General features: G+C 42.1%; 21 protein-coding genes and 1 tRNA gene. 12 read left to right on the top strand and 10 right to left on the bottom strand.

What is annotated here, in order from left to right:
* Positions 1-6: 6 nt before the first annotated feature.
* Positions 7-1,125, bottom strand: coding sequence for a serine hydrolase domain-containing protein (locus B9Y69_RS14310; protein ID WP_085473656.1), 1,119 nt, complete (start codon positions 1,123-1,125; stop codon positions 7-9).
* Positions 1,082-2,254 (bottom strand): DmpA family aminopeptidase, encoded by a 1,173-nt coding sequence (locus B9Y69_RS14315; protein WP_085473715.1) that lies wholly within the window; start codon positions 2,252-2,254, stop codon positions 1,082-1,084. The genes B9Y69_RS14310 and B9Y69_RS14315 overlap by 44 nt, the downstream gene beginning before the upstream one ends.
* Positions 2,255-2,486: 232 nt before the next feature.
* Here B9Y69_RS14315 and B9Y69_RS14320 point away from each other — a divergent pair, with 232 nt between their 5' ends.
* A complete protein-coding gene (locus B9Y69_RS14320) occupies positions 2,487-4,604 on the top strand; it encodes a M3 family metallopeptidase (protein WP_085473657.1) in 2,118 nt (705 codons plus the stop codon).
* A gap of 103 nt (positions 4,605-4,707) precedes the next feature.
* Positions 4,708-5,025: a hypothetical protein gene (locus tag B9Y69_RS14325; RefSeq protein WP_085473658.1), complete on the top strand. Its 318-nt coding sequence runs from the start codon at positions 4,708-4,710 to the stop codon at positions 5,023-5,025.
* A 73-nt stretch (positions 5,026-5,098) separates the two neighbouring features.
* On the opposite strand, the gene B9Y69_RS14330 is transcribed toward B9Y69_RS14325, so the two are convergent.
* Both B9Y69_RS14330 and truA read right to left on the bottom strand, forming a co-directional pair.
* A complete protein-coding gene (locus tag B9Y69_RS14330) occupies positions 5,099-6,862 on the bottom strand; it encodes an ABC transporter ATP-binding protein (protein WP_085473659.1) in 1,764 nt (587 codons plus the stop codon).
* Positions 6,859-7,662, bottom strand: a complete 804-nt coding sequence (truA, locus tag B9Y69_RS14335) for a tRNA pseudouridine(38-40) synthase TruA (protein ID WP_200811811.1) — start codon at positions 7,660-7,662, stop codon at positions 6,859-6,861. Before truA ends, B9Y69_RS14330 begins: the two co-directional genes overlap by 4 nt.
* A 146-nt stretch (positions 7,663-7,808) precedes the next feature.
* Here truA and B9Y69_RS14340 point away from each other — a divergent pair, with 146 nt between their 5' ends.
* Complete coding sequence (locus tag B9Y69_RS14340) at positions 7,809-8,282, top strand: DUF4293 domain-containing protein (protein ID WP_085473660.1); 474 nt, start codon at positions 7,809-7,811, stop codon at positions 8,280-8,282.
* A gap of 3 nt (positions 8,283-8,285) precedes the next feature.
* Positions 8,286-8,744 carry a hypothetical protein gene (locus B9Y69_RS14345; protein WP_234991252.1) on the top strand — a complete coding sequence of 153 codons (459 nt, stop codon included), beginning with the start codon at positions 8,286-8,288 and terminating at the stop codon, positions 8,742-8,744.
* Between the two features lie 17 nt (positions 8,745-8,761).
* Here the strand turns inward: B9Y69_RS14345 and B9Y69_RS14350 are convergent, their stop codons facing one another.
* A complete protein-coding gene (locus B9Y69_RS14350; RefSeq protein WP_085473662.1) occupies positions 8,762-9,301 on the bottom strand; it encodes a tetratricopeptide repeat protein in 540 nt (179 codons plus the stop codon).
* 208 nt (positions 9,302-9,509) lie between these two features.
* On the opposite strand from B9Y69_RS14350, the gene ung reads away from it, so the two are divergent.
* Positions 9,510-10,190, top strand: coding sequence for a uracil-DNA glycosylase (gene ung / locus B9Y69_RS14355; RefSeq protein ID WP_085473663.1), 681 nt, complete (start codon positions 9,510-9,512; stop codon positions 10,188-10,190).
* 170 nt (positions 10,191-10,360) lie between these two features.
* Here the strand turns inward: ung and B9Y69_RS14360 are convergent, their stop codons facing one another.
* Positions 10,361-11,440, bottom strand: coding sequence for a DUF6695 family protein (locus B9Y69_RS14360; RefSeq protein ID WP_085473664.1), 1,080 nt, complete (start codon positions 11,438-11,440; stop codon positions 10,361-10,363).
* A gap of 18 nt (positions 11,441-11,458) precedes the next feature.
* On the bottom strand, positions 11,459-11,929 hold the full coding sequence (locus B9Y69_RS14365; protein WP_085473665.1) for an Lrp/AsnC family transcriptional regulator: 471 nt from the start codon (positions 11,927-11,929) through the stop codon (positions 11,459-11,461).
* A gap of 319 nt (positions 11,930-12,248) precedes the next feature.
* Here B9Y69_RS14365 and sufB point away from each other — a divergent pair, with 319 nt between their 5' ends.
* The 3 genes from sufB to sufD are packed head-to-tail and all read left to right on the top strand — an operon-like array spanning position 12,249 to position 15,835.
* Entirely contained in the window at positions 12,249-13,700 is a 1,452-nt protein-coding gene (gene sufB, locus B9Y69_RS14370) for a Fe-S cluster assembly protein SufB (RefSeq protein WP_085473666.1), read from the top strand.
* 24 nt (positions 13,701-13,724) lie between these two features.
* On the top strand, positions 13,725-14,483 hold the full coding sequence (gene sufC / locus B9Y69_RS14375) for a Fe-S cluster assembly ATPase SufC (RefSeq protein WP_085473667.1): 759 nt from the start codon (positions 13,725-13,727) through the stop codon (positions 14,481-14,483).
* 47 nt (positions 14,484-14,530) lie between these two features.
* The gene (gene sufD / locus B9Y69_RS14380) at positions 14,531-15,835 is read left to right on the top strand and encodes a Fe-S cluster assembly protein SufD (RefSeq protein WP_234991254.1); all 1,305 of its coding nucleotides are present in this window, start codon (positions 14,531-14,533) and stop codon (positions 15,833-15,835) included.
* Positions 15,836-15,931: 96 nt separating this feature from the next.
* Here sufD and B9Y69_RS14385 read toward each other — a convergent pair whose 3' ends face one another.
* The 3 genes from B9Y69_RS14385 to B9Y69_RS14395 form a co-directional block, all read right to left on the bottom strand.
* Positions 15,932-16,378 carry a PH domain-containing protein gene (locus B9Y69_RS14385; RefSeq protein ID WP_085473669.1) on the bottom strand — a complete coding sequence of 149 codons (447 nt, stop codon included), beginning with the start codon at positions 16,376-16,378 and terminating at the stop codon, positions 15,932-15,934.
* Positions 16,379-16,424: 46 nt separating this feature from the next.
* Positions 16,425-16,497: transfer RNA gene (locus tag B9Y69_RS14390), tRNA-Gly, on the bottom strand.
* Positions 16,498-16,591: 94 nt separating this feature from the next.
* Complete coding sequence (locus tag B9Y69_RS14395) at positions 16,592-18,133, bottom strand: NAD(P)/FAD-dependent oxidoreductase (protein ID WP_085473670.1); 1,542 nt, start codon at positions 18,131-18,133, stop codon at positions 16,592-16,594.
* Between the two features lie 208 nt (positions 18,134-18,341).
* Here B9Y69_RS14395 and B9Y69_RS14400 point away from each other — a divergent pair, with 208 nt between their 5' ends.
* From B9Y69_RS14400 to B9Y69_RS14415, 4 genes are all read left to right on the top strand, one after another.
* Complete coding sequence (locus tag B9Y69_RS14400; protein ID WP_085473671.1) at positions 18,342-18,920, top strand: LemA family protein; 579 nt, start codon at positions 18,342-18,344, stop codon at positions 18,918-18,920.
* Between the two features lie 202 nt (positions 18,921-19,122).
* The gene (locus tag B9Y69_RS14405; RefSeq protein ID WP_085473672.1) at positions 19,123-19,557 is read left to right on the top strand and encodes a TPM domain-containing protein; all 435 of its coding nucleotides are present in this window, start codon (positions 19,123-19,125) and stop codon (positions 19,555-19,557) included.
* Positions 19,558-19,628: 71 nt separating this feature from the next.
* Positions 19,629-20,393, top strand: a complete 765-nt coding sequence (locus tag B9Y69_RS14410) for a TPM domain-containing protein (protein ID WP_166785215.1) — start codon at positions 19,629-19,631, stop codon at positions 20,391-20,393.
* A gap of 60 nt (positions 20,394-20,453) precedes the next feature.
* Entirely contained in the window at positions 20,454-21,593 is a 1,140-nt protein-coding gene (locus tag B9Y69_RS14415) for a TlpA disulfide reductase family protein (RefSeq protein ID WP_085473674.1), read from the top strand.
* The last annotated feature ends 46 nt before the right edge of the window (positions 21,594-21,639 follow it).

The raw sequence follows: 21,639 nt of genomic DNA on the forward strand, positions 1-21,639 counted from the left end.
TCCTAATTAATCCAATTCGCCCTGACGCCATTCATACGCCCAGAACGTTTGTTCATCATTCAAAAATAAAGCCAACAAATCCCCCATTGCTTGAAAGCCATCTTCCGTATTCATAAAGACAGCTAAACTTTGCTTGCGCTCCGGGTAGGCTATAAAGAAACAGCGAAAACCTGGATTGGAGCCTGTGTGCCAAAGTGCGGTACCGACCTCATTGAGCTGTAGACGGAGCCCCAGTGCACACGGCACGTATGTATCACGTGTTGTTTGCGTATTGCCAACCTGTGCTTCACCTTGTTTCGTTAGCAGAAGCTGGTGTGTTTCTTTTTTCAGTCCCTCGCCCCCGAGTAAAGCCCGTTGTACAAATTTCGTATAATCTTCGGACGTCGTATAGAGTGTATATGCTGCATTTGCTTTTCGATACTGTCCCAACGATCTAGGTTTTTGCCCTGTAAGATGGCCGAAGGCCGCATCCTGTAGGAGTCTATCCTTCCAAATAATTTCGGAGTGCGTCATCGCTAGCGGTGTAAGAACTTCTTCTTCCACGAGTTGTTGAAAGCTTTTCTTGGTGATATGTTCCATCGTCTCCTGTAAGAAGTAGAAGCCTTCACCGGAATAAGCATATTGCGTTCCTGGTGTAAAGAGTAATGTTAGTGGTGTTGCACGCCAGGCAGGCGAGGGTACATCTCCCTCCCAGTTATGGAGACCGCTGCGATGCGTAAGTACCATACGCGCTGTAATCCTTTCCTTACCGGGTGTTTGGCTTAACCGATCGTAGGGATAATAATCCCAAAGTGGTTTATCAAGAGAAATCAGTCCTTGGTCCAGAAGGCGAAGGAATACATAAGCAGTGACGACTTTTGTCAAAGAGGCCGCTTGAAAAGCTGTCTGTCGGGAAATAGTTTCGTGAGCTCCCATGCGTTTAACCCCCAAGGCGTAGTGTGTGGTTATTCCCTTATCGACGAAGGTAACCTGCATTCCCGGAATGCCTACTTTAGTAGACAATGCCTGTAGTTTTGCATACATATCTCGTTGGCCTTGTACAGCGAAGGAGCAAAAGAGAAGAAACAGGAGAATAATCGTTTTATTGCTGTTCTGCTTTAGGTAAGCGATCATGATGTAATGCATTATATTTCTTTAATATTTCTATTGTTTTCTGAATAGGAAGAGCTTTCAACGTGTTGCCGGCAACACCCTGGCTATCCTGTGCCATAAACATGGAGTTTAAAATTGCTTCTTCTGTCGCTTCCCAAACCGCCATAAAAAGAGGTGACATGGCGTCGTTCGTTAATTCTTCGGTGACACGTACTATCGTGTTGCTGTTGTGCGGAATTCGATTCTGAGGTGTAGTAGAGAAAGCAATAGAGTAGTCGCCACTGCCGTTCGAAGAGAAGGAACCTACATTTCCAAAAGCAATGTAAGAACGTTTCGCCAACCGCTTTAAGTTACGAGCAGACAAAGGAGCGTCGGTCGCAATGATAATCATACAAGAGCCATCCGCTTTGTAGTTTCCTTTTGGGTCCTTCATATAAAAGTTTTGCAACTCCCGCCCAACGGGGGCTCCGTTGATGTCAAGTACGCCACCAAAATTGGTTTGAACCAAGACACCTACAGTGTATCCTCCTTTGCTGGCCGGCAATTTACGCGATGCGGTGCCGATACCTCCTTTGTAACCCAGGCACTCTGTTCCCGTTCCTGCGCCCACATTTCCTTCGGTAACAGGGCCGGAAGCCGCAGTGGCGAGTGCCTGTTGTACATGCTCGGCGTGCACATGTCGCCCGCGAATATCATTTAAACCGCCGTCATTCGTCTCCCCAACAACGGAGTTCACCGACCGTACTTGCTCGTTTCCGGGTAAAGCGAGCATGTAATCAATAAGTGCGTCAGCAACCTTTGGGGCGTTCAGCGTGTTCGTTAAAAGGATAGGTGTTTCTATATTGCCGAGTTCTTCAATCTGTGAGATTCCCATCATTTTGCCAAACCCGTTACCGACATAGACTGCCGCGGGAACTTTTTCTTGAAAGAGATTGCCCGCATGTGGAAAGATGGCGGTAACACCAGTTCGAATGTTTTGGCCTTCGTTTATGGTGGTATGACCTACTTTTACACCGGCGACATCCGTTATAGCATTGTTCGACCCGGTCGGCAGAATGCCTATCGTTACACCAAAGTCGCGCGCGCGGCCACGTTTCTCTTGTCCATACGCAAAGCTCGTGATCAACAGCGTGCAGAAGACTGTTGCTTTTAAGGTTCTCATACCTTGCTTATAGTAGGGGATTACTTTTAAAAAAGTAGAATCTGTAACATACATATATTTGTGTTTTTAAGGTCGATTTTCGATAAAGCAATAATAATGATTTTTCGATTGATTATGTAATCTGCCGCATAAATGCGGACTAACCTATGCTACAGGGCGATTCTCCCCTTTGTTCCTGTGTTTTGGTCATTAATTCCTATCTTTGCCAAGAATAACAAATCTAAAAGCAGTAATGAATAAAAGAAGATTCTTACCATTTTGTTTGGTTGTTGCAGCTGTGGTGGTAGGCTGCCAAAGCCAAAATAAAACACAAACAACAGACAACCCATTGCTAATGGCGTATGAGACGCCTTTTCAAGTTCCACCTTTCGATAAGATTAAGTTAACGCACTACCGTCCGGCTTTTGACGAGGCGTTAAAGCAGCATAATCTGGAGATCGACTCGATTGTGGCAAATAGCGAAGAACCTAGTTTTTCTAACACCATTGTTGCTTTAGAAAATGCAGGTAGTTTGTTAAGTAACGTTTCTTCGGTGTTTTTTAACATTAATTCCGCCAATACAAGTGATTCAATCCAAGCTATTGCCAAAGACTTAGCTCCAATCCTTTCTGCGCATAGCGATGAAATATCATTAAACAAACAACTTTTTGATAAGGTTAAAGCTGTGTACGCGAAGAAAGCGGAATTGAGTCTGGATGCGGAAGATGCAAAATTGTTGGAAGAGACATATAAGGGCTTTGTTCGTTCTGGAGCAAACCTATCCGATGCGGACAAAGAGAAATTGAAAAAAATCAATTCTGAACTTTCTGTTCTAACAACACAGTTTGGACAAAATCTATTGGCAGAGACCAATGCATATGAATTAGTTGTTGATAAAGAAGCTGATCTAGCAGGCTTACCTGATGGGTTGAAGAAAGCTGCTGCGGATGAGGCAAAAGCCAAGGGTAAAGAAGGAAAATGGGTTTTTACATTACAAAATCCTTCGGTTATGCCTTTCTTGCAATATGCTGATAACCGTGAGTTGCGTAAGCAAATTTGGAATGCTTATCAAATGCGTGGCAATAACGGGAATGACTTTGATAATAAAGAACCATTAAAGAAAATTGCAAACCTACGTTTGGAGAAAGCAAAGTTGCTAGGCTATACATCTCATGCCGCTTATGTTTTGGAAGAATCAATGGCAGCAAACCCAACGAATGTATACGCGTTACTAAATAAAATTTGGACGCCTGCTCTAGCAAAAGCTAAAACAGAAGCGGCGGACATCCAAAAGGAAATTGCTGCAGAAAAGGGAGACTTTACCGTTGCTCCATATGATTGGCGCTACTACCAAGAGAAAATCCGCAAAGCAAAGTATGCCTTAAACGAAGAGGAGATTAAACCTTACTTCAGCTTAGCTGCGGTACGTGAAGGAGCTTTTGCGACAGCAACAAAACTATACGGTTTAACCTTTATCGCCTTAAATAATGTGCCGACTTACCATGAAGAGGTTGAAGTGTACGAAGTAAAAGATAAAGACGGATCACACTTGGGATTATTGTATGCTGACTTTTTCCCACGCGCTTCGAAAAGAGGTGGTGCTTGGATGACGTCATACCGTTCACAAGGAACGAAAGATGGCAAGCGTGTTGCTCCGGTTATCTCGATCGTATGTAATTTCACCAAACCAGTAGGTGACCAACCTGCTCTTCTAACTTTTGATGAAGCAACGACTTTATTCCATGAGTTTGGTCATGCTTTGCACGGTTTGCTTTCGAATGTTCGCTATAAAAGTTTAGCGGGAACGTCTGTTCCACGTGACTTCGTTGAGCTACCTTCTCAAATTATGGAAAACTGGGCTGGTGATTCTGAGGTATTGAAAACCTACGCTAGACATTTTCAAACGAAGGAGGCAATTCCTGATTCATTGATCGCTAAATTAGAAAAAGCGGGTACTTTTGGCCAAGGTTTTGCAACGGTTGAGTATGTATCGGCTTCATTGCTTGATTTGGATTATCACGCGCGTACAACGCCAATCACTGAGGATGTTAATACATTTGAAGCTGCTTCATTGAAAAAAATCGGTTTGATTGATGCGATTATCCCACGTTACAGAAGTACATACTTCCAACACATCTTCTCGGGTGGATATTCTGCAGGATACTACAGTTACATTTGGGCTGAAGTGTTAGATTCAGATGCGTTTGCTGCATTTAAAGAGAAATCGTTATACGATGAAGGTACAGCAACGTCATTCCGTAAGAATATCCTGGAACGTGGCGGAACGGGTAACCCAGCGGAAATGTATCGCAAATTCCGTGGTGCAGATCCTAATCCTGTACACTTAATGAAGAAAAGAGGATTGAACTAATCCTGGTTTTTAAATAATATCTAAAAGGCAAGCTGAAAAGTTTGCCTTTTATTTTTGTTTCTTAAATCATTTATTTAGATTTGTTCTAAATAAAAATAAGAACATGTGTAAAGCGATTATATTAAGTACAAATGGTGCGACGACAGTGTCTTACTGCAAAACTTGCCGCACGCACTATGTGTGGCAGAACACATACTTATTAACATTCAGCCTGGAGCAATACAATCGCTTTAAGTCCCGAGTCAATGATCGTGTGGGTAAGGAAGATTATTATGTGTTTCCCGACGGGGAATGGCGGACGGTTTTAAAGACGCCTATGGACGAACTATTGTTCACTTTTACACAATTGGAATGGCAAGATTTCTGTAGAACGTTGCAGGAAGCCTCCTATATGCAAGAAGTTTATCAACTATTAAACTAGTTAACATCATATTAAGCCCTAGCGACTTATTTTCTTCCCCCTTGAAAATAGGTCGGCTAGGCACAAATTTCACTTAAATTCCCACGGAATTGAACTGTAAATCATACAGTTTTTTATAGTACCCGTCAAAAGAAAGCAATTCCGCATGGGTTCCCATTTCTTTAATCTCACCTTTATCGAACACTATAATTTTGTCCGCTTTTTGAATGGTTGACAAACGGTGTGCGATAACAATTGAAGTACGGTCTGCCATAATATTTTCGATCGCTTGTTGGATTAGAAGTTCTGTTTCTGTATCAATAGAAGATGTGGCCTCGTCTAAAATCAAGATACTTGGGTTGTGCACCAAAGCGCGAATAAAAGAAATTAGTTGCGCTTGTCCCGAGGACAATGTGGCACCGCGTTCCTGGACCTGAAAGTCGAAACCACCTGGTAACCTCATGATAAAATCGTATGCACCTACACGCTTGGCGGCCTCCACGACCTGATCAAAAGTGATCGCAGGATTATTTAGCGTAATATTGTTTAAGATGCTATCAGCAAATAGAAAAACATCTTGCAGTACCACTCCAATGTGGTGGCGAAGGGCTGTTAATTCGTAATCACGAATATCGACACCGTCAAGTGAAATTTTACCTTTTTGAATCTCATAAAAACGTGTCAAGATATTGATGGTTGATGACTTCCCGGCACCCGTTGCGCCAACGAGGGCTAGGGTCTCGCCTGGATTGACGGTGAAGTTTACGTCTTTGAGCACCCATTTTTCTTCATTGTAGGCAAACCAAACCTTTTCAAAATCAATCTTTCCGGCAATTGTTTCTGGAGCATATGTTCCATGGTTTGGTGTGAACTCATCGGTATCCAATACATCGAATATTCGCTCGGCGGAAACCATCCCCATTTGTAGAGTATTAAATTTATCGATAAGCTCTCGAATCGGACGGAAAATCATATTGATGTACATCAGGAAGGCCACCACAACGCCCGGTGAAATAGAGTTCGCAAGGATCTGCTTCGATCCATACCAAACCAGAAGACCGGTGGAAATTGCAAGAATAATCTCTAAGACGGGGAAGAAAATAGAAAAATACCAGTTTGCACGAATATTTGCGTCTCTATGTTTTTTATTGATAACATCAAACTTTGACATCTCCTGGTCCTCGCGCGAGAAATACTGAATAATGGCCATCCCACTGATATGTTCTTGTAAAAACGTGTTGAGGTTGGATACCCAGGTGCGTACCTCGACAAAAGCAGATTTCATGGCTTCTTTGAAGATATACGTAGCCCACAACATCAGTGGCATTGGGATTAAAACGATCAAGGTGAGCTTCCAGTCGGTATAAAGCATAACACCTAAGATAACCACGAGCTGTAAGAGGTCGCCTATAATTTGTATCAGTCCTTGGGAGAAGATGTTTGAAATCGTTTCTAAGTCGGATATCGTGCGTGTAATGAGCTTTCCTAAGGCGGTATTATCAAAATACTTTAACCGTAGATTAATGATATGATTAAAAACCTGAATACGAATATCACGAATAACATTTTGCCCCAAAACGTTAGTCGTTAAGGTGTGATAATAACGAATAATGGTTTGTCCGATGAGGAGTGTGACCATGGCAATAAGCATCCATGTAAGTCCAGAGGAATCCGACTTCAGGATATACTTATCGAGGGTGTACTCGATTAACATTGGGAGGGCAGGAGCTACCGCTGCCAAAAGAATCGTCAGTATTACAGATGCCCAGAATACGCCTTGATATGGACGCATATACAAGGCCATTCTTTTGAGTAGTTTACTGTCGTATGTTTTACCAGTTACCTTTTGTTCGCTCAACTTCTTTTAATATAGGGATAAATAACCTCTGTTAAATACAATCCATGTGCTGGTACCGATGTGCCAGCTTGTGCTCTGTCCTGACTGTTAATAACATCAACGATAGATGCTGCGTTTTTGTTTTTTAAACCGATGTCCAATAAGGTGCCCACAATCGCACGTACCATATTTCGTAAAAAACGATCTGCTGTGATATGAAAGACTAACCTATCGTTCTGTAAAACCCATTCAGCGCGCACTACGGTGCATATATTGGTGAACACCTGCGTATGTGCTTTAGAAAAAGCACCAAAATCCTGTTTACCTAACAAAAATTGAGCCGCCCTATTCATCAATGTAACATCGGGTACGTCTCGCAGTTGCCAAGACTTGTTTATTAGAAATGGGTCTTTACGAAAATGGATATGATACTCATAGGACCGTTGCGTAGCGTCGAAACGAGCATGCGCATCGGGCTCCACAGCCTGTAAATCTAAAGCACTGATGTCGTGTGGTAGTAAAGCATTCAAAGAATGTAAAAATTTCGAGACGGTAGGGATATGGTCTGCCGGATAGTCAAAATGGACAAAGAGCTGCTTTGCATGTACACCTGTGTCTGTCCTGCCCGCACCAATGGTTTCTATAGGAGAACGGAGTATTTTATGTAAAGCTTCATTGAGCTTTTGTTGTACCGAAACGGCATTGTTCTGTACCTGCCAGCCATGATAGGCTGTGCCGTCGTAAGCAATTTCTAAGAAATAACGTTGCTGTTTGTCTTCCACCGAACAAAGGTAAGTAATTTGTGTTTTGAAGATAGCCATAAAATTGTCGATTTCGTCGTCGGCTATTCAATTTTTATTGCCGCCACTATGGCAGGTGGTGGTATGTAGAAAAGACCGAAGGTCCATTTGTTTGCATCTGCGGCTATATTTAATTAAGTTTGTGATATACATTTTAAATTGTACTTATGATTCAAAGGATTCAGACTATTTGGCTTTTAGCTGCCGCAGTGGTGCTCTTGGGCTTATTTATTTTCCCATACCTCAATTTTATCGATCTTGTAGGCTTGGGTAAAAAAGTATCTGTAACAGGGGTTTATTCGTCGGTTAATAATGCGAGCGTACAGGAAAGTAGTAGTTTATTGTTGACGATTTTTGCAGCTTTTGTTGCTCTTTTTCCTGTGTTTATTATTTTTTTATTTAAAAATAGAAAGCTTCAGCTGTTATGCATATATGCAGAGATTGTTTTGATCGCCGTTTTAGCCATTTGGATGTATAGCAATGCAAATAGTGTATTGTCGGGTATTTCGCAAGGGTTGCAGGCTAATAATATAGGAGTTGGGTTCTTCTTGCTCCCTGTTGCTGTTATCCTGTTGTCGTTTGCTATACGTGGCATTAGACACGATTCGAAGCTGATTAAATCTGCGGATAGACTGCGCTAGTATATGAAGAGGTTTTATCGTTATTTTTTCTTGCTATTAACGTTGAGCGGGGCTATGTTTACATTGCGGGCGCAAGAAAATACAGGTGCAGAGTTGACCGATGATTTGCAGATAGATATAAAGGGGACTGTTTGGGATGCTAAAAGTGATACCCTCACGGTGGATCTTTTCTTGATCTCCTACCAGAGGCAACCACGAGAATTCAAACTTAATACGTATGCCAGTCAAGTGATCGATAGCCAAGGGAAAGCTACGATGTACAGTATGATGAAGATGGGGCGGGTCGTGGTTCGTTTAGCAGATAGGCAGAATTATATACACTACCTGCTGGAAGAGGATACGCCAGTGCCGCTAACAATAAAGATTGGGAACTGGGGAAAACGAAAAGCAGCGAAGGTGTTGTTGGTATTTGAAGATAGTGCAGAAGAAGGTCATTTTATACAAAAAGAGGTTAATTTATAAATTAACCTCTTTTTGTTTTATCTTGAATATCTAAACTGCTGTTTGTCCATCATAGACATTTGATCTTTCATCATCTTGATTTGATCGGCTAGCAATTTGTTTTTATCTGCTTTCTTTGCTTCAGCTAGAAGTTTCTCTGCTTCCCGCTTATTACGTTTTGCCATTGCGACGCCGGCTAGGCTGAGTTTGGCCATGGCAACATTATGATCCATGTGCAAGCCCAAAGCCAATGCTTTCTTAAAGAATTTTTCTGACTGTAAAGGAGCTCTTTGTGACTCCATAATCCCTAAAAGCATGTGGTAGTAGCCATGTTGCGCAGAAATTAACTGCGTTTCATAGTTCGTGATACGTTTTAGCCACTGTTCTGCTTTCGCCATGTTCTCTTTGCGAAGAAACCATTGGGCCAACAGCATGTTTTCATTAAAAAATACGGTTACCCATGCTAGAATAGTAATTAGAATCCCAAGGATTCCCCAACCCCAATGACCAAACCAAAACAAAAGCACTGTACCTATTAACAGTAAACTACTTAAAACTATTCGAACAATATTTGACATAAATTTTATTTTCTAACTTGTACTGCAACTTGTCTTCACACACGTTGCAAAATTAGCGAAATTTGCTTTCAGATGCAAAACAATTAGTTTCTGGTCAGTGAGATAATTCTTTACTAGGCAAGCGAACTGTAGTTTTGTGGTTCAGAGAACGGGTTTTTATGGATCAGCGAAGACCTGCGTCCACGGAGAAAAATCGTAGCTTTGTATCATGGTAAACAAATATGACCCGAGTTGGGAACCTATCCTTCGCCCGCTTATGCAGCAGGATTATATGAAACAATTGTCTGCTTTTGTACAAAAAGAACGACAGTCGCATCTTGTGTTTCCTCCCGAAGATCTGGTCTTTAATGCTTTTCGGTTGACGCCCTTGCCTGATGTAAAGGTTGTTATCTTAGGTCAGGATCCTTACCATAATGATGGGCAGGCGCATGGATTATCCTTTTCTGTTCCACCTGGCATAGGTTTGCCTCCATCACTTAAGAACATCTATAGTGAGTTGACGACCGACATGGAAGGAATGGGGTATCCCTCTTCAGGCGATCTCAGCAGCTGGGCGACACAGGGTGTACTTTTATTGAATGCGACATTGACAGTACGTGCGCATGAAGCCGGATCACACCAAGGCCAGGGATGGGAAAGATTTACGGACCACGTGATCCAAGCGATCTCCAATACGTTAGAGCATGTTGTTTTTGTTCTTTGGGGCAGCTATGCGCAGAGAAAAAGTGTACTCATTGATCAAAAGAAGCATCTGATTTTGAAGTCCGTTCATCCTTCGCCGCTGTCGGTTTACCGCGGGTTTTATGGAAGTAAGCCTTTTTCGCAAAGCAATGCTTATCTTGAAGAAAATGGACGTGAAGCAATTGATTGGTCAAGGGTAGTGGGCTAGATCGTAGTTAGTAGGGAGTTGTTTTTAGAAAGGAGTTGGTAGAAAATAGTTTTTAGGAAATTAGACTTTCAAGATCTGCGCCCTGAAATCTGTTCAAAAATGACAATCTATAAACCAGCAACCAAAAACTATGAACTACAAACTATGAACTACAAACTACCAACTACATGCTACGCATAAAGTTCCTTTAAGTCTTTGTATTGGTGATCTGTAATCGGTAGTCGACTTACGTGATTGACCCTAATTTTACGACCATTTTGTCGGATGTGGGTAAACAAGAGATGACTATCATAGGCTATTTCATATTTTTGATTCAGATCGATCGGTTCAATCGGTTCACCAAGGGTAACATATTCCAACTGTCCTTTTGTCGTAAAACGTTTAATAAGTAGTTGGTTGTTTTCAGCCGGAGAAATACAAAACCAAGCGCCGTCACCGACGCCCCCTAAGTAGTGTGCTTCTTTGGGTACCGTTATTGGTTTCGAGCCAAAGCTCATGCAGCCAATCGAAAGATCTTCGGGTAGCAAACATGCTTTTTTCGACCATACATTATCCCCTAATTTCTTAACCAGGAACATAAATGATTGCCAACGATCCATCCGGAAGTGTTTTAGTCCTTGCTCGGGACTATAAGAAAAGACCATGCGGTCAGAGACAGCGTTCACTACATTACTGATAGGGCTTGCCTTTATGGTTTCTGGCAGATTGATGCTATGACGCCAGGTGTACTTTTGTGAAGCACGCATTAACATACGCGTAATAAAACGAGAGCAATTGTTATTGTTTCGAGCTACAGCGCCATAGGGAAAAGTGCCTTGGTATACGCAGTCATCCCCATAGGCTTTTGCGAGCTCGAAATTAATGTTATTTGCGACCGAGAAATAGAGTATCCCTTCCCCATACATGGCTTCTTTGAGGTCTTCAAAGTGCGTGATAATTTCGGGGAGGTTGTTTATTTTGCCTTTCTGGATGCAGGCCTTCATTAAAATATCTAACCGAGGGTCAGAGTATTTAGAGCGGGCGCGTCCATAACCTCTTGGCGTAATGTAGCGACCGAAGTCATAAAAGAGCATCTCTCCCGTTTGTTTTTTTATAATCACAATACCGGTATGCCCAACTTTGAAATTTAGATTTTTGACAATGCCAATCTTTTTGAAAAACATCATCCATTTCTCATCGCCTCTTATTGTTGCGTCGGGCCAGGTCAGTATAATGGCCAAATCATCATATAGTAGTTGGTTTTCTTTCATTCAGTGCCCTGGTTTTCATTAGTATTCCAACGGTACGATCGGTTCCTTTTTACTTGTCGACATGATCATCATGGTCTGGAATGTTTTTACGAATGGAATCTTGGCGATTTTTTCCATGATTACCGCTTCGTAAGCTTTAATATCTTTAACGTATACTTTCAACATAAAGTCACAGTTTCCAGTCACGTGGTGACATTCAGTAACCTCTGGGATCGCTTTTACAGCTTCCACGAACTCCGGTATAGCGTTGTGTGTGTGAAAATCAAGTGATATCTGGATAAAGGATTTGATCCCTAGTCCTAATTTTTCTTCGTCTACAAAAGCATGATAGCTCTTGATAAAGCCAGAATTTTCAAGCTTCCGCACGCGCTCTAAAGTAGGAGCAGGTGAAAGCCCAATGTTGGAAGCTAGTTGCAGGTTCGTAATACGCCCGTTTTCTTGCAAAAGCTTCAGAATTTTTAAGTCGGTTTTGTCAGGTTGATACGGCATTGTTTCTAAAGATTTTATTTTAAAAGACGTAAATATACAAAATAATATTTGGCGAACACAATTAAGATAATATTATCTTAATCTATAGTTTTTGTTTATGTATAACGGATTCACTTATTGATTGTTTTTATAGCAATCATGTTATTGTCATAATATTTTTCCAGAAACCGCTCTGTTTTCAAATAAGTGACCTCTGTCACATTTTTTTAGTAAAGTCATGCTAAATCATTAAAGATTTGCCGTTTTATTGGGCTTTATGTCGTATCTTTGTTGTCCAAATTAAAGGTAGGAATCGCCGATAAATTTAAGGGGAAGAGAAATGAGTACCAAAGACGACGAATTACTAAAGGAGCTAGAGCTCGAAGAATATAAGTACGGTTTTACAACCGACATTGAGATGGATATTGCCCCAAAAGGGCTTAGTGAAGATACGGTTCGTTTAATTTCTGCAAAGAAAAATGAACCGGAGTGGCTATTGGAGTGGAGATTGAAAGCATTTCGTCATTTCTTGACGATGAAAATGCCTACTTGGCAAAATTTTGAAAATCCAGAGGTTGATTTTCAAGATATCTCCTATTACGCAGCACCGAAGCCAAAAAAACAGTTGGAGAGTATGGATGAGGTGGATCCAGAGCTGTTGGCTACGTTTGCTAAACTTGGAATCCCATTGGATGAACAGAAGATCTTGGCTGGTGTAGTGGCCGTAGATGCTGTTTTTGACTCGGTTTCCGTAAAAACGACTTTCCGCGAGAAGTTGAAAGAGCAAGGTGTAATTTTTTGTTCTTTTGGAGAGGCTGTACAAGAATATCCTGAATTAATCAAGAAATACCTAGGAACGGTCGTTCCACAAACAGATAATATTTATGCCGCATTAAATTCGGCAGTTTTCTCGGATGGTTCTTTTGTTTACATTCCGAAAGGGGTGAAATGTCCTATGGAACTTTCTACTTATTTCCGTATCAATGCCGAAAATACAGGGCAATTCGAACGTACATTGATTGTAGCAGATGAAGGCTCTTATGTTTCGTATCTGGAAGGTTGTACGGCGCCGATGCGTGATGAGAATCAGTTGCATGCGGCGGTGGTAGAGTTGATCGCAGAGACAGATGCTGAAATCAAGTATTCTACGGTTCAAAACTGGTATCCGGGCGATAAAGATGGTAAGGGTGGTATTTATAACTTTGTAACGAAAAGAGGTATCTGTAAAGGAGACCGTGCTAAGATTTCGTGGACACAAGTGGAGACCGGCTCGGCCATTACATGGAAATATCCAGGTGTGATCCTTAAAGGAGACCATTCTGTAGGGGAGTTTTATTCTGTGGCATTGACGCGTAACAGACAGGTTGCTGATACTGGAACGAAGATGATTCACTTGGGTAAGAATACCCGTTCGAAGATCGTATCAAAAGGAATCTCGGCCGGCTTTAGCCATAACAGCTATAGAGGCTTGGTGAAGATCGGCCCGAATGCGGATAAAGCACGGAACTTTACACAGTGTGACTCGCTATTGATCGGTGATCGTTGTGGCGCACATACGTTCCCTTATATTGAAAGCAAGAACCGGACGGCGATGTTGGAGCATGAAGCAACGACATCTAAGATTGGTGAAGATCAAGTTTTCTATTTGAACCAACGAGGTATCGATTCGGAGAAGGCGGTAGGGCTAATTGTGAATGGTTACGCGAAAGAAGTGTTGAACCAATTGCCAATGGAGTTTGCTGTTGAAGCACAGAAGTTATTAGCGATTTCCTTAGAAGGATCGGTAGGGTAATTTTATTTGAATATTGAAAAGTATATGTTAAGTATTAAGAATTTACATGCGTCTGTTGAAGACAAACAAATATTAAAGGGATTAAACCTAGAGGTTAAGGCTGGCGAGGTTCATGCCATCATGGGACCTAATGGTGCTGGAAAAAGTACGCTAGGTAATGTATTGGCTGGTCGTGATTCCTATGAGGTAAACGACGGACAAGCGCTATTGGATGGTGTGGATCTATTGGATCTTTCACCCGAAGACCGCGCACGTGAGGGTTTGTTTTTAGCATTCCAATACCCAGTAGAAATTCCAGGTGTTTCTAATATTAACTTCCTGAAGACGGCAGTAAACGATATTCGTGAATATAAAGGTTTGCCACCGATGGAGGCGAAAGAGTTTTTGCAAATGGTGAAAGATAAGCAGAAGTTAGTTGAATTCTCAGCGAGCCTTGCGAATCGTTCATTGAACGAAGGTTTCTCCGGTGGAGAGAAAAAGCGTAACGAGATCTTTCAGTTGGCGATGTTGAATCCTAAATTATCGATTTTGGACGAAACGGATTCAGGTTTAGATATTGATGCCTTGCGTATTGTGGCGAATGGTGTGAACCAATTGCGCTCTAAAGACAATGCTTTTGTTGTGATTACGCACTACCAACGTTTATTGGATTATATCGTGCCTGATTTTGTGCACGTACTTTACAATGGTCGTATCGTGAAAACGGGACCCAAAGAGTTGGCACTCGAGTTAGAGGAAAAAGGATATGATTGGTTAAAAGAATATGATACGCAAACCGTTTAATGAATTTATCGATGGATAAATTGAATGACGGATTGATAAAAAATAATATGAGTACAATAGTTGCAGATTCATTATACCAACAGTTGGTTTCTACTTTCCAGGAATTGGAAACAGTACAAGAGCCGGCGGCGCTAAAGGCGCTTCGTCACACTGCTTTTGAGCGTTTTCAGCAAGAAGGTTTTCCAACGGTGAAGAATGAAGAATGGAAATATACCAATCTACATACGCTGGTCAATAAGCCTTATGTATTGAATAGTGATGTAGAGGTGGATCATGTGGATGTACGTAAAGCGGATATCGCAGGATTGGATGCACATCGCATTGTTTTGGTTAATGGTCAGTATGTATTGGCTTTTTCTTCCTTGGAGGATGAAATAGGTTTGACAGTAAAGCCTATTGAAGAGGCGCATGACGAACCGAACTTTCAAAAGTATTATGCACAGCATGCCGATAAATCGGATAATGTATTGGTACAGTTGAATACCGCATTACAAACGGCTGGTGTTTATATTAGTGTAGGCAAGAATAAAGTCGTTTCTAAGCCGATTCATCTCATACACTTGTCGATTGGTCAGGAGCCATTTTTCGTGCAGACACGAAATTTGATTGTTCTTGAGCCGCATGCAGAGTTAGAGCTTATCGAATCGTTTATTACCGCAGATGGCGCTGCCCAAAATCTCAATAATAAAGTCTCAGAGATCGTTGTTGAAGAAGAGGCTAAGATGCAACACTATTACTTGCAAGTAGCAGATGCGGCAAGTAGTTATATTCAGCATACAGAAGTATATCAGGAGAAACAGAGTTTATATAATAACTATAACTGTAACCTGCCGGGAGCTTCTTTTGTGCGTAACAACATTAACGTACGCCTGGATGCCGAGAATGTAGAGTCACACCTGTACGGAATCAATTTAACCGCTGGTTCACAGTTCGTAGACAATCATACTGTCGTGGATCATATGAAGCCTCACTGTGAGTCTTATGAATGGTATAAAAACATTCCGCAGGACGAATCTATTGCCGTGTTCAACGGAAAGATCTTTGTACGTGAAGACGCGCAGAAGACAAATGCATTCCAACAGAACAACAATATGTTGATCGGTGAAAAGTCTACGGTTTACACAAAGCCGCAGTTGGAGATTTTCGCAGATGATGTGAAATGTTCACACGGTTGTACAATGGGGCAATTTGATGATGACGCTTTGTTTTACTTGCGCGCGCGCGGTATCGGCGAGGAGTCTGCTCGCGTCCTTTTGGTACATGCCTTTGCTTTTGATGTAACATCTCGCTTCTCGAATGAGCTCGTGCGTAGCTACGTTGAAGCTTTGGTCGAAAAGGGCCTTGATAAATAAGCATTAGTTTTCCATTTTATATAGAAAAGGCGTCTGGGATTTCTCAGACGTTTTTTTGTACCTTGTTCCCTATATTCGAATCACTTATTTGTTATCTTATGAGCTCGGTTTATGATAGATAAGTTCTATCGCTGGGTTTATTTCCTGTATCGAACGGACAAAATCATCATTGTTCTCCGGGCTGATATAAATCTCATCGTACTTATTATAGTAGATTATAACTCCATTTCGGCCTGTAGCTGGTTTCGTGCCGACCCACAGCGTGCGGCCAATTTCCAGTTTGTGAATCTTATTGATATCGATAGTCCCAAAGAGAAACAAGCAGCGGTACTTGAAATCCGTTCCCGTTATTTTATAAGAAGTGGTTGTAAACGTCAGGAAGAAGAGCACATTAAAGAATAGAAAAATACCACCAATGGCGATCCAAAAACCTGCGTCCGGAACGGCACTGATGTACTGAATCCCGATTAACAGAGCAAGGACTAAACCAGTGGTAAGGTACCAAGGTGTGAAATCTTTTTTAGGCTTGAAAAGCTTGGACATTCCCCAAAATAGAAAAAAGCCCTTGGAATTCCAAGAGCTTCTTTTGAGCGAAAGACGAGATTCGAACTCGCGACCCCAACCTTGGCAAGGTTGTGCTCTACCAACTGAGCTACTTTCGCTGATTGTGCAACAAAGGTAGCAAATCAACTGATATTTGTCAACTAGTTTCTGAAAAAAATCAACCAGATCCACGCATCCCTTTGGTGCTCACCTTTATATTTTTATCGCATCAATGCAGTTTATGCCATCAATAGCGGCCGATACAATCCCACCCGCATATCCAGCTCCTTCGCCACAAGGATATAAGCCTTCAATATCCGGATGCTGTAATGTATCCTTATCTCTAGGAATGCGTACAGGAGAGGAGGTGCGAGATTCTACGCCCACCAAAATAGCTTCATTCGTGTAATATCCTTTCATCTTCTTCCCGAAAATGGGCAGCGCTCCGCGTAGAGCCCGATGGACAAAATCAGGTAGTACTTCACCGAGGTCTACACTGCGTGTTCCTGGTTTGTACGAATTTTCGGGAAGCGAATTAGAAACGCGTCGTTCCACAAAGTCCACCATCCGTTGCGCCGGAGCGACTAGCTGACCGCCGCCCATGATAAAGGCTTTCTGTTCGATAGCCTGTTGAAAAGCTAGTAAAGCAAAAGGATCCGTTGCTGCGTTCGGTACATCTTCCATATTGATCTGAATCACGGTACCAGAGTTGGCGTGCGGGTTATTCCGCTTGGAAGGAGACCAACCGTTCACCACAATCTCCTCGTGATCCGTTGCACAAGGGGCTATAATTCCACCCGGACACATACAGAAAGAAAACACCCCACGGCCGTCCACCTGTTCCACAAGGCTGTAATAGGCTGGTGGTAGGTTTTCATGGCGTGTACTGCAATGGTATTGTGCCTGATCAATAATTTCTTGTGGATGTTCAATACGTACACCTAATGCAAAAGGTTTCGCTTCGATAAGCCAGCCTTTGTTCTTGAATAAGTGAAAAATATCCCGCGCAGAGTGACCTGTTGCTAGGATAATATGGTCTCCCTTGATGGTTTCGCCGGTTGATGTTTTTACCCCCTCGACTTTACCAAATTGAACCAAGATATCATCCACGCGGCAATCAAAATGGATTTCTCCGCCGCAGTTCAATATTGTGTTACGCATATCTTCAATGATATGCGGTAATTTATTTGTTCCAATATGTGGACGTGCATCTACCAGAATATCCTCGGTTGCGCCGTGTTGTACAAAAATTTGTAATACTTTTTGTACGTTTCCTCGTTTGTCAGAGCGCGTGTATAGCTTTCCATCGGAATACGTTCCGGCTCCGCCTTCCCCGAAGCAATAATTGGACTCTGGATTCACAAAACCCTCCTTATTGATACGAGCTAGATCGCGGCGGCGATCCCGAACGGCTTTACCTCGTTCAATTACAATAGGCTTTAATCCACGCTCCAAGCATCGGTAGGCTGCAAATAAACCCGCTGGACCGGCACCGATAATAATCACCGGTTTAGCATCGTGCACCTGTTGCACATCTGCATGGTAGCTTGGCGCTATATAGGGTTCATCGATAAAAGCAACCACCCGCATGCGATATACCACCTGTCTGCTTCGCGCATCGATAGAACGTTTACGAACGTATAGACCTGTGATTCGGTTTTCAGCAACCTTAAGCTGCTTTGCCGTGAGGGAGCGTATATATTTTTCATCCTGTATAAAATCAGGAGATACGGCTATTTCAATTTCTTTCTGCATAATGTTGTGGCTGGGTTTTTATCCCAAAACAGCACAAAGGTACATAAATAGTAATAAATGACGATATCATGCAGGATTGGTATGTCGTTTGATAAGGCTATATAGACGTCGCTTTTTTTATGCCATGAAATTTGACCTTCTTGCATATAAAAGCATTTTTTTATAAGTTTATAGAAATAATAAAGAAAATAAATTTTAAATCATTTATATGAAAAGATTATTAATTGCTGTTGTCGGTTTGTTTACCGCTTTATCGTTCAGTTCTTGTGGATACAACACGATGGTTTCGAAAGATGAAAACGTAAAGGGCAAATGGGCGCAAGTGGAAAACGCATACCAGCGTCGCGCAGATTTAATACCGAACTTAGTTTCGACAGTAAAGGGAGCTGCGCAACATGAGGAAAATACGTTGACAGCTGTTGTTGAAGCACGTGCTAAAGCAACATCGGTTACAGTTGATCCTTCGAACTTAACGGAAGAAGCAATAGCGAACTATCAGCAGACGCAAGATGCATTGTCGCAATCAATCGGACGGTTGTTAGTAAGCGTAGAGGCATATCCTGATTTGAAAGCGAATTCTAACTTCCAGGAACTACAAGCACAATTAGAGGGGACGGAAAATCGTATTTCTGTGGAACGGAAAGCATATAACGATGCCGTTCAGGATTACAATACGACGGTACGTAGCTTCCCGAATAATATAATGGCCGGCATATTTGGCTTTAAGGCTAAAGGAACATTCAAGGCGGCTGAAGGTGCAGATAAGGCACCAACGGTAACGTTCTAGAAGGATGATATTATAGTAATTAAAGATGAATGCTGGTCCCTTTATTGCGGATGCATTCATCTTTTTTGCTACTATAGCAGGGGCTACGCCCCATTACATTACCTAAGTTAGACAACAACAGGTCCGGTTATTAGGTGCATTTTTAAGGATGTACTTCCTCGATGCAGAGACATGTTTTTCAACGCATTTTATTTTTTAAAAAATGGATATTTTTTCAATAGCGGAGCAAGATAGAATTGTGCAGGCGATCAGTGTTGCGGAAGGAAAGACTTCGGGAGAGATCAGGCTTGTGGTGGAGCGTAAATTAAAGCATAAGGCAGCGATTGAGGCGGCGGTGAAATATTTCCGAAAGCTCGATATGCACAAGACGATCCTAAAAAATGGCGTTTTGATCTATATAGCTGTCGACGACCATGAGTTTGCGATTATAGGAGATACGGCTATTCATGATCGGGTAGGAGAAGATTTCTGGGGGGCGACGCAGGAGGAAATGGTTTCGTTTTTTAGACAAGATATGTTGGTTGATGGATTAATTGCAGGGATTCAACAGATCGGTGAACAATTGCAGTATTTTTTTCCACGTAAGGCGGATGATATTAATGAGCTTCCAGATGACATATATTATGGAGAAAACTAATGATTAAGCGGAAAATAAAAAAACTAGGGTGTAAAGTGGGACGGTTCGGTTTGGCGTTTTGCGCTTTGCTTATGACCTTTTCACTTGTTTCTGCACAGAACATACCCGATGCACCAAATCGTTTGGTCTCGGATTATACAGGTACACTAAACCAGGCCGAGGTAACTGCATTGGAAAATAAACTATTGGCATTTGAAGATAGCACCTCCAATCAGATTGCTGTGGTACTGGTGAAAACCACCGATGGGTATGATGTGGCCGACTATGCGGTTCGATTAGCTAAAAAATGGGGTGTCGGAGGGAAAAAATACAACAACGGTATCGTTTTATTGGCAGCCATCGATGATCGTGCTGTAACGATACAGACAGGATACGGTATGGAAGGGGCACTTCCTGATGTCATTGCATATCGAATTATTCAAAATGAAATTAAGCCATATTTTGGACAGCAAGCGTATTATGCTGGTTTGGATAAGGCTACTGATGCAATTATCTCCTATACGAAAGGGGAGTATAAAGCAGATCCAAAAGCGAAGGGTGAAGGAGAGGGTAGTGGCTTTTCTATCCTGATCTTTATTATTGTGGTCGTAATCTTAATCTCCCTTTTTTCACGCGGTGGTGGCGGTGGTAAAGGTGGTGGCCGTGTGATGACTGGAAGAGGAGCTTCTGATTTATTCTGGTGGACATTGCTGAACAATATGGGACGTGGAGGTAGCTCTCGGGACGATGATGGTTTTGGTGGTGGCTTTGGCGGCGGTTTCGGCGGTGGAGGCGGAGGCTTTGGTGGTTTCGGTGGCGGTGGTTTCGGCGGTGGTGGTGCCAGTGGGCGTTGGTAATATGTTTGTTATGATAGTTTATATACGCATTTAAGATTAAATTTAGATTATTTTTGTCCTATGAAAAGATTAGTATTATTCGGTTTAGGTGTGCTTCCTAGCATGTTATTTGCGCAAGAAGCGTTTACTCTAAATGGCAAAGTGGGCAAGACAAACCCCGAGGCCAAGGTTTTTATCCAATATCGCGAAAATGGGCAATCCGTCTTGGATTCTGCTAAGATAACGAATGGTGTTTTTAAATATCAAGGAACGGTTGCAGAGCCTACTCAGGCTTCGTTAACGCTTTCGGCAGACGGTAAGTCGATGAAAGATCTACGTGCTGCAGGTGTGCGTCCAGAGATGAATACTGTGTACCTTTCTAAAGGTGTAATCACGTTGGAAGGCGCGGATTTTGGATCGGCTACCGTTAGTGGAAACAGTATCAACAACGACTTTACGAAGTACAAAAATGAACTTAAAGTTGTTAATGAGGGAATGGCTGCCATCGATGCGGAGTACCAAGCTGCTCCGGATGAGAAAAAGAAAGATGAAGCATTTATTAATGGTTTGCGTGAGAAAGCATCCTTAATCTATGATAAGCAAAATGAAGTAAATGAGAACTTCGTGAAAGCTAATCCGAGTAGTTATGTTTCCTTGACTATCTTGAATGAATTAGCGTCACCAGAAAATCTAACGGACTTTGTAAAGCCTGCGTACAATGCATTAGCGGCAAATTTAAAATCCACGGCGTTAGGTAAGGCTCTTGGTGCGAAAATTACAAACATGGAAAAACTTGCGGTAGGTGCAGTCGCTCCAGATTTTACATTACCAGATACTGCGGGTAACAACTTAGCACTTTCCTCTTTACGTGGAAAATATGTTTTGGTAGACTTTTGGGCAAGCTGGTGTGGTCCTTGTAGACAAGAAAATCCACATGTTGTTGCTGCATTCAATAAGTTTAAAGATAAGAACTTCACCGTACTAGGCGTGTCATTGGACAGACCTGGTAAGAAAGATGATTGGATGAAAGCGATCGAAAAAGATCAATTAGGTCAATGGCCGCATGTATCTGATTTGCAATTCTGGCAATCACCAGTGGTAGAGTTGTACTCTATTCGTGGTATTCCGCAGAACTACCTGTTAGATCCAGCTGGTAAGATCATTGGCTCGAACCTTCGTGGAGATAATCTGGAGAAGAAACTTGCAGAAGTATTGAACTAAAGAAGATAGAATACATAAAAAAACGCGCTTTTCTCAAAGCGCGTTT

Source organism: Sphingobacterium psychroaquaticum (assembly GCF_900177625.1).
GTDB classification, from domain to species: Bacteria; Bacteroidota; Bacteroidia; order Sphingobacteriales; family Sphingobacteriaceae; genus Sphingobacterium; species Sphingobacterium psychroaquaticum.

What these genes read in the sequence shown, in the direction of transcription:
- B9Y69_RS14345 (WP_234991252.1), top strand. Translation starts at nt 8,286, where the DNA reads ATGAAGAGGTTTTATCGTTATTTTTTCTTGCTATTAACGTTGAGCGGG.
- B9Y69_RS14315 (WP_085473715.1), bottom strand. Translation starts at nt 2,254, where the DNA reads ATGAGAACCTTAAAAGCAACAGTCTTCTGCACGCTGTTGATCACGAGC.
- B9Y69_RS14385 (WP_085473669.1), bottom strand. Translation starts at nt 16,378, where the DNA reads ATGTCCAAGCTTTTCAAGCCTAAAAAAGATTTCACACCTTGGTACCTT.
- B9Y69_RS14360 (WP_085473664.1), bottom strand. Translation starts at nt 11,440, where the DNA reads ATGAAAGAAAACCAACTACTATATGATGATTTGGCCATTATACTGACC.
- B9Y69_RS14325 (WP_085473658.1), top strand. Translation starts at nt 4,708, where the DNA reads ATGTGTAAAGCGATTATATTAAGTACAAATGGTGCGACGACAGTGTCT.
- B9Y69_RS14340 (WP_085473660.1), top strand. Translation starts at nt 7,809, where the DNA reads ATGATTCAAAGGATTCAGACTATTTGGCTTTTAGCTGCCGCAGTGGTG.
- B9Y69_RS14415 (WP_085473674.1), top strand. Translation starts at nt 20,454, where the DNA reads ATGAAAAGATTAGTATTATTCGGTTTAGGTGTGCTTCCTAGCATGTTA.
- ung (WP_085473663.1), top strand. Translation starts at nt 9,510, where the DNA reads ATGGTAAACAAATATGACCCGAGTTGGGAACCTATCCTTCGCCCGCTT.
- sufD (WP_234991254.1), top strand. Translation starts at nt 14,531, where the DNA reads ATGAGTACAATAGTTGCAGATTCATTATACCAACAGTTGGTTTCTACT.
- B9Y69_RS14310 (WP_085473656.1), bottom strand. Translation starts at nt 1,125, where the DNA reads ATGCATTACATCATGATCGCTTACCTAAAGCAGAACAGCAATAAAACG.
- truA (WP_200811811.1), bottom strand. Translation starts at nt 7,662, where the DNA reads ATGGCTATCTTCAAAACACAAATTACTTACCTTTGTTCGGTGGAAGAC.
- B9Y69_RS14365 (WP_085473665.1), bottom strand. Translation starts at nt 11,929, where the DNA reads ATGCCGTATCAACCTGACAAAACCGACTTAAAAATTCTGAAGCTTTTG.
- B9Y69_RS14410 (WP_166785215.1), top strand. Translation starts at nt 19,629, where the DNA reads ATGACCTTTTCACTTGTTTCTGCACAGAACATACCCGATGCACCAAAT.
- sufC (WP_085473667.1), top strand. Translation starts at nt 13,725, where the DNA reads ATGTTAAGTATTAAGAATTTACATGCGTCTGTTGAAGACAAACAAATA.
- B9Y69_RS14395 (WP_085473670.1), bottom strand. Translation starts at nt 18,133, where the DNA reads ATGCAGAAAGAAATTGAAATAGCCGTATCTCCTGATTTTATACAGGAT.
- B9Y69_RS14350 (WP_085473662.1), bottom strand. Translation starts at nt 9,301, where the DNA reads ATGTCAAATATTGTTCGAATAGTTTTAAGTAGTTTACTGTTAATAGGT.
- B9Y69_RS14405 (WP_085473672.1), top strand. Translation starts at nt 19,123, where the DNA reads ATGGATATTTTTTCAATAGCGGAGCAAGATAGAATTGTGCAGGCGATC.
- B9Y69_RS14320 (WP_085473657.1), top strand. Translation starts at nt 2,487, where the DNA reads ATGAATAAAAGAAGATTCTTACCATTTTGTTTGGTTGTTGCAGCTGTG.
- sufB (WP_085473666.1), top strand. Translation starts at nt 12,249, where the DNA reads ATGAGTACCAAAGACGACGAATTACTAAAGGAGCTAGAGCTCGAAGAA.
- B9Y69_RS14400 (WP_085473671.1), top strand. Translation starts at nt 18,342, where the DNA reads ATGAAAAGATTATTAATTGCTGTTGTCGGTTTGTTTACCGCTTTATCG.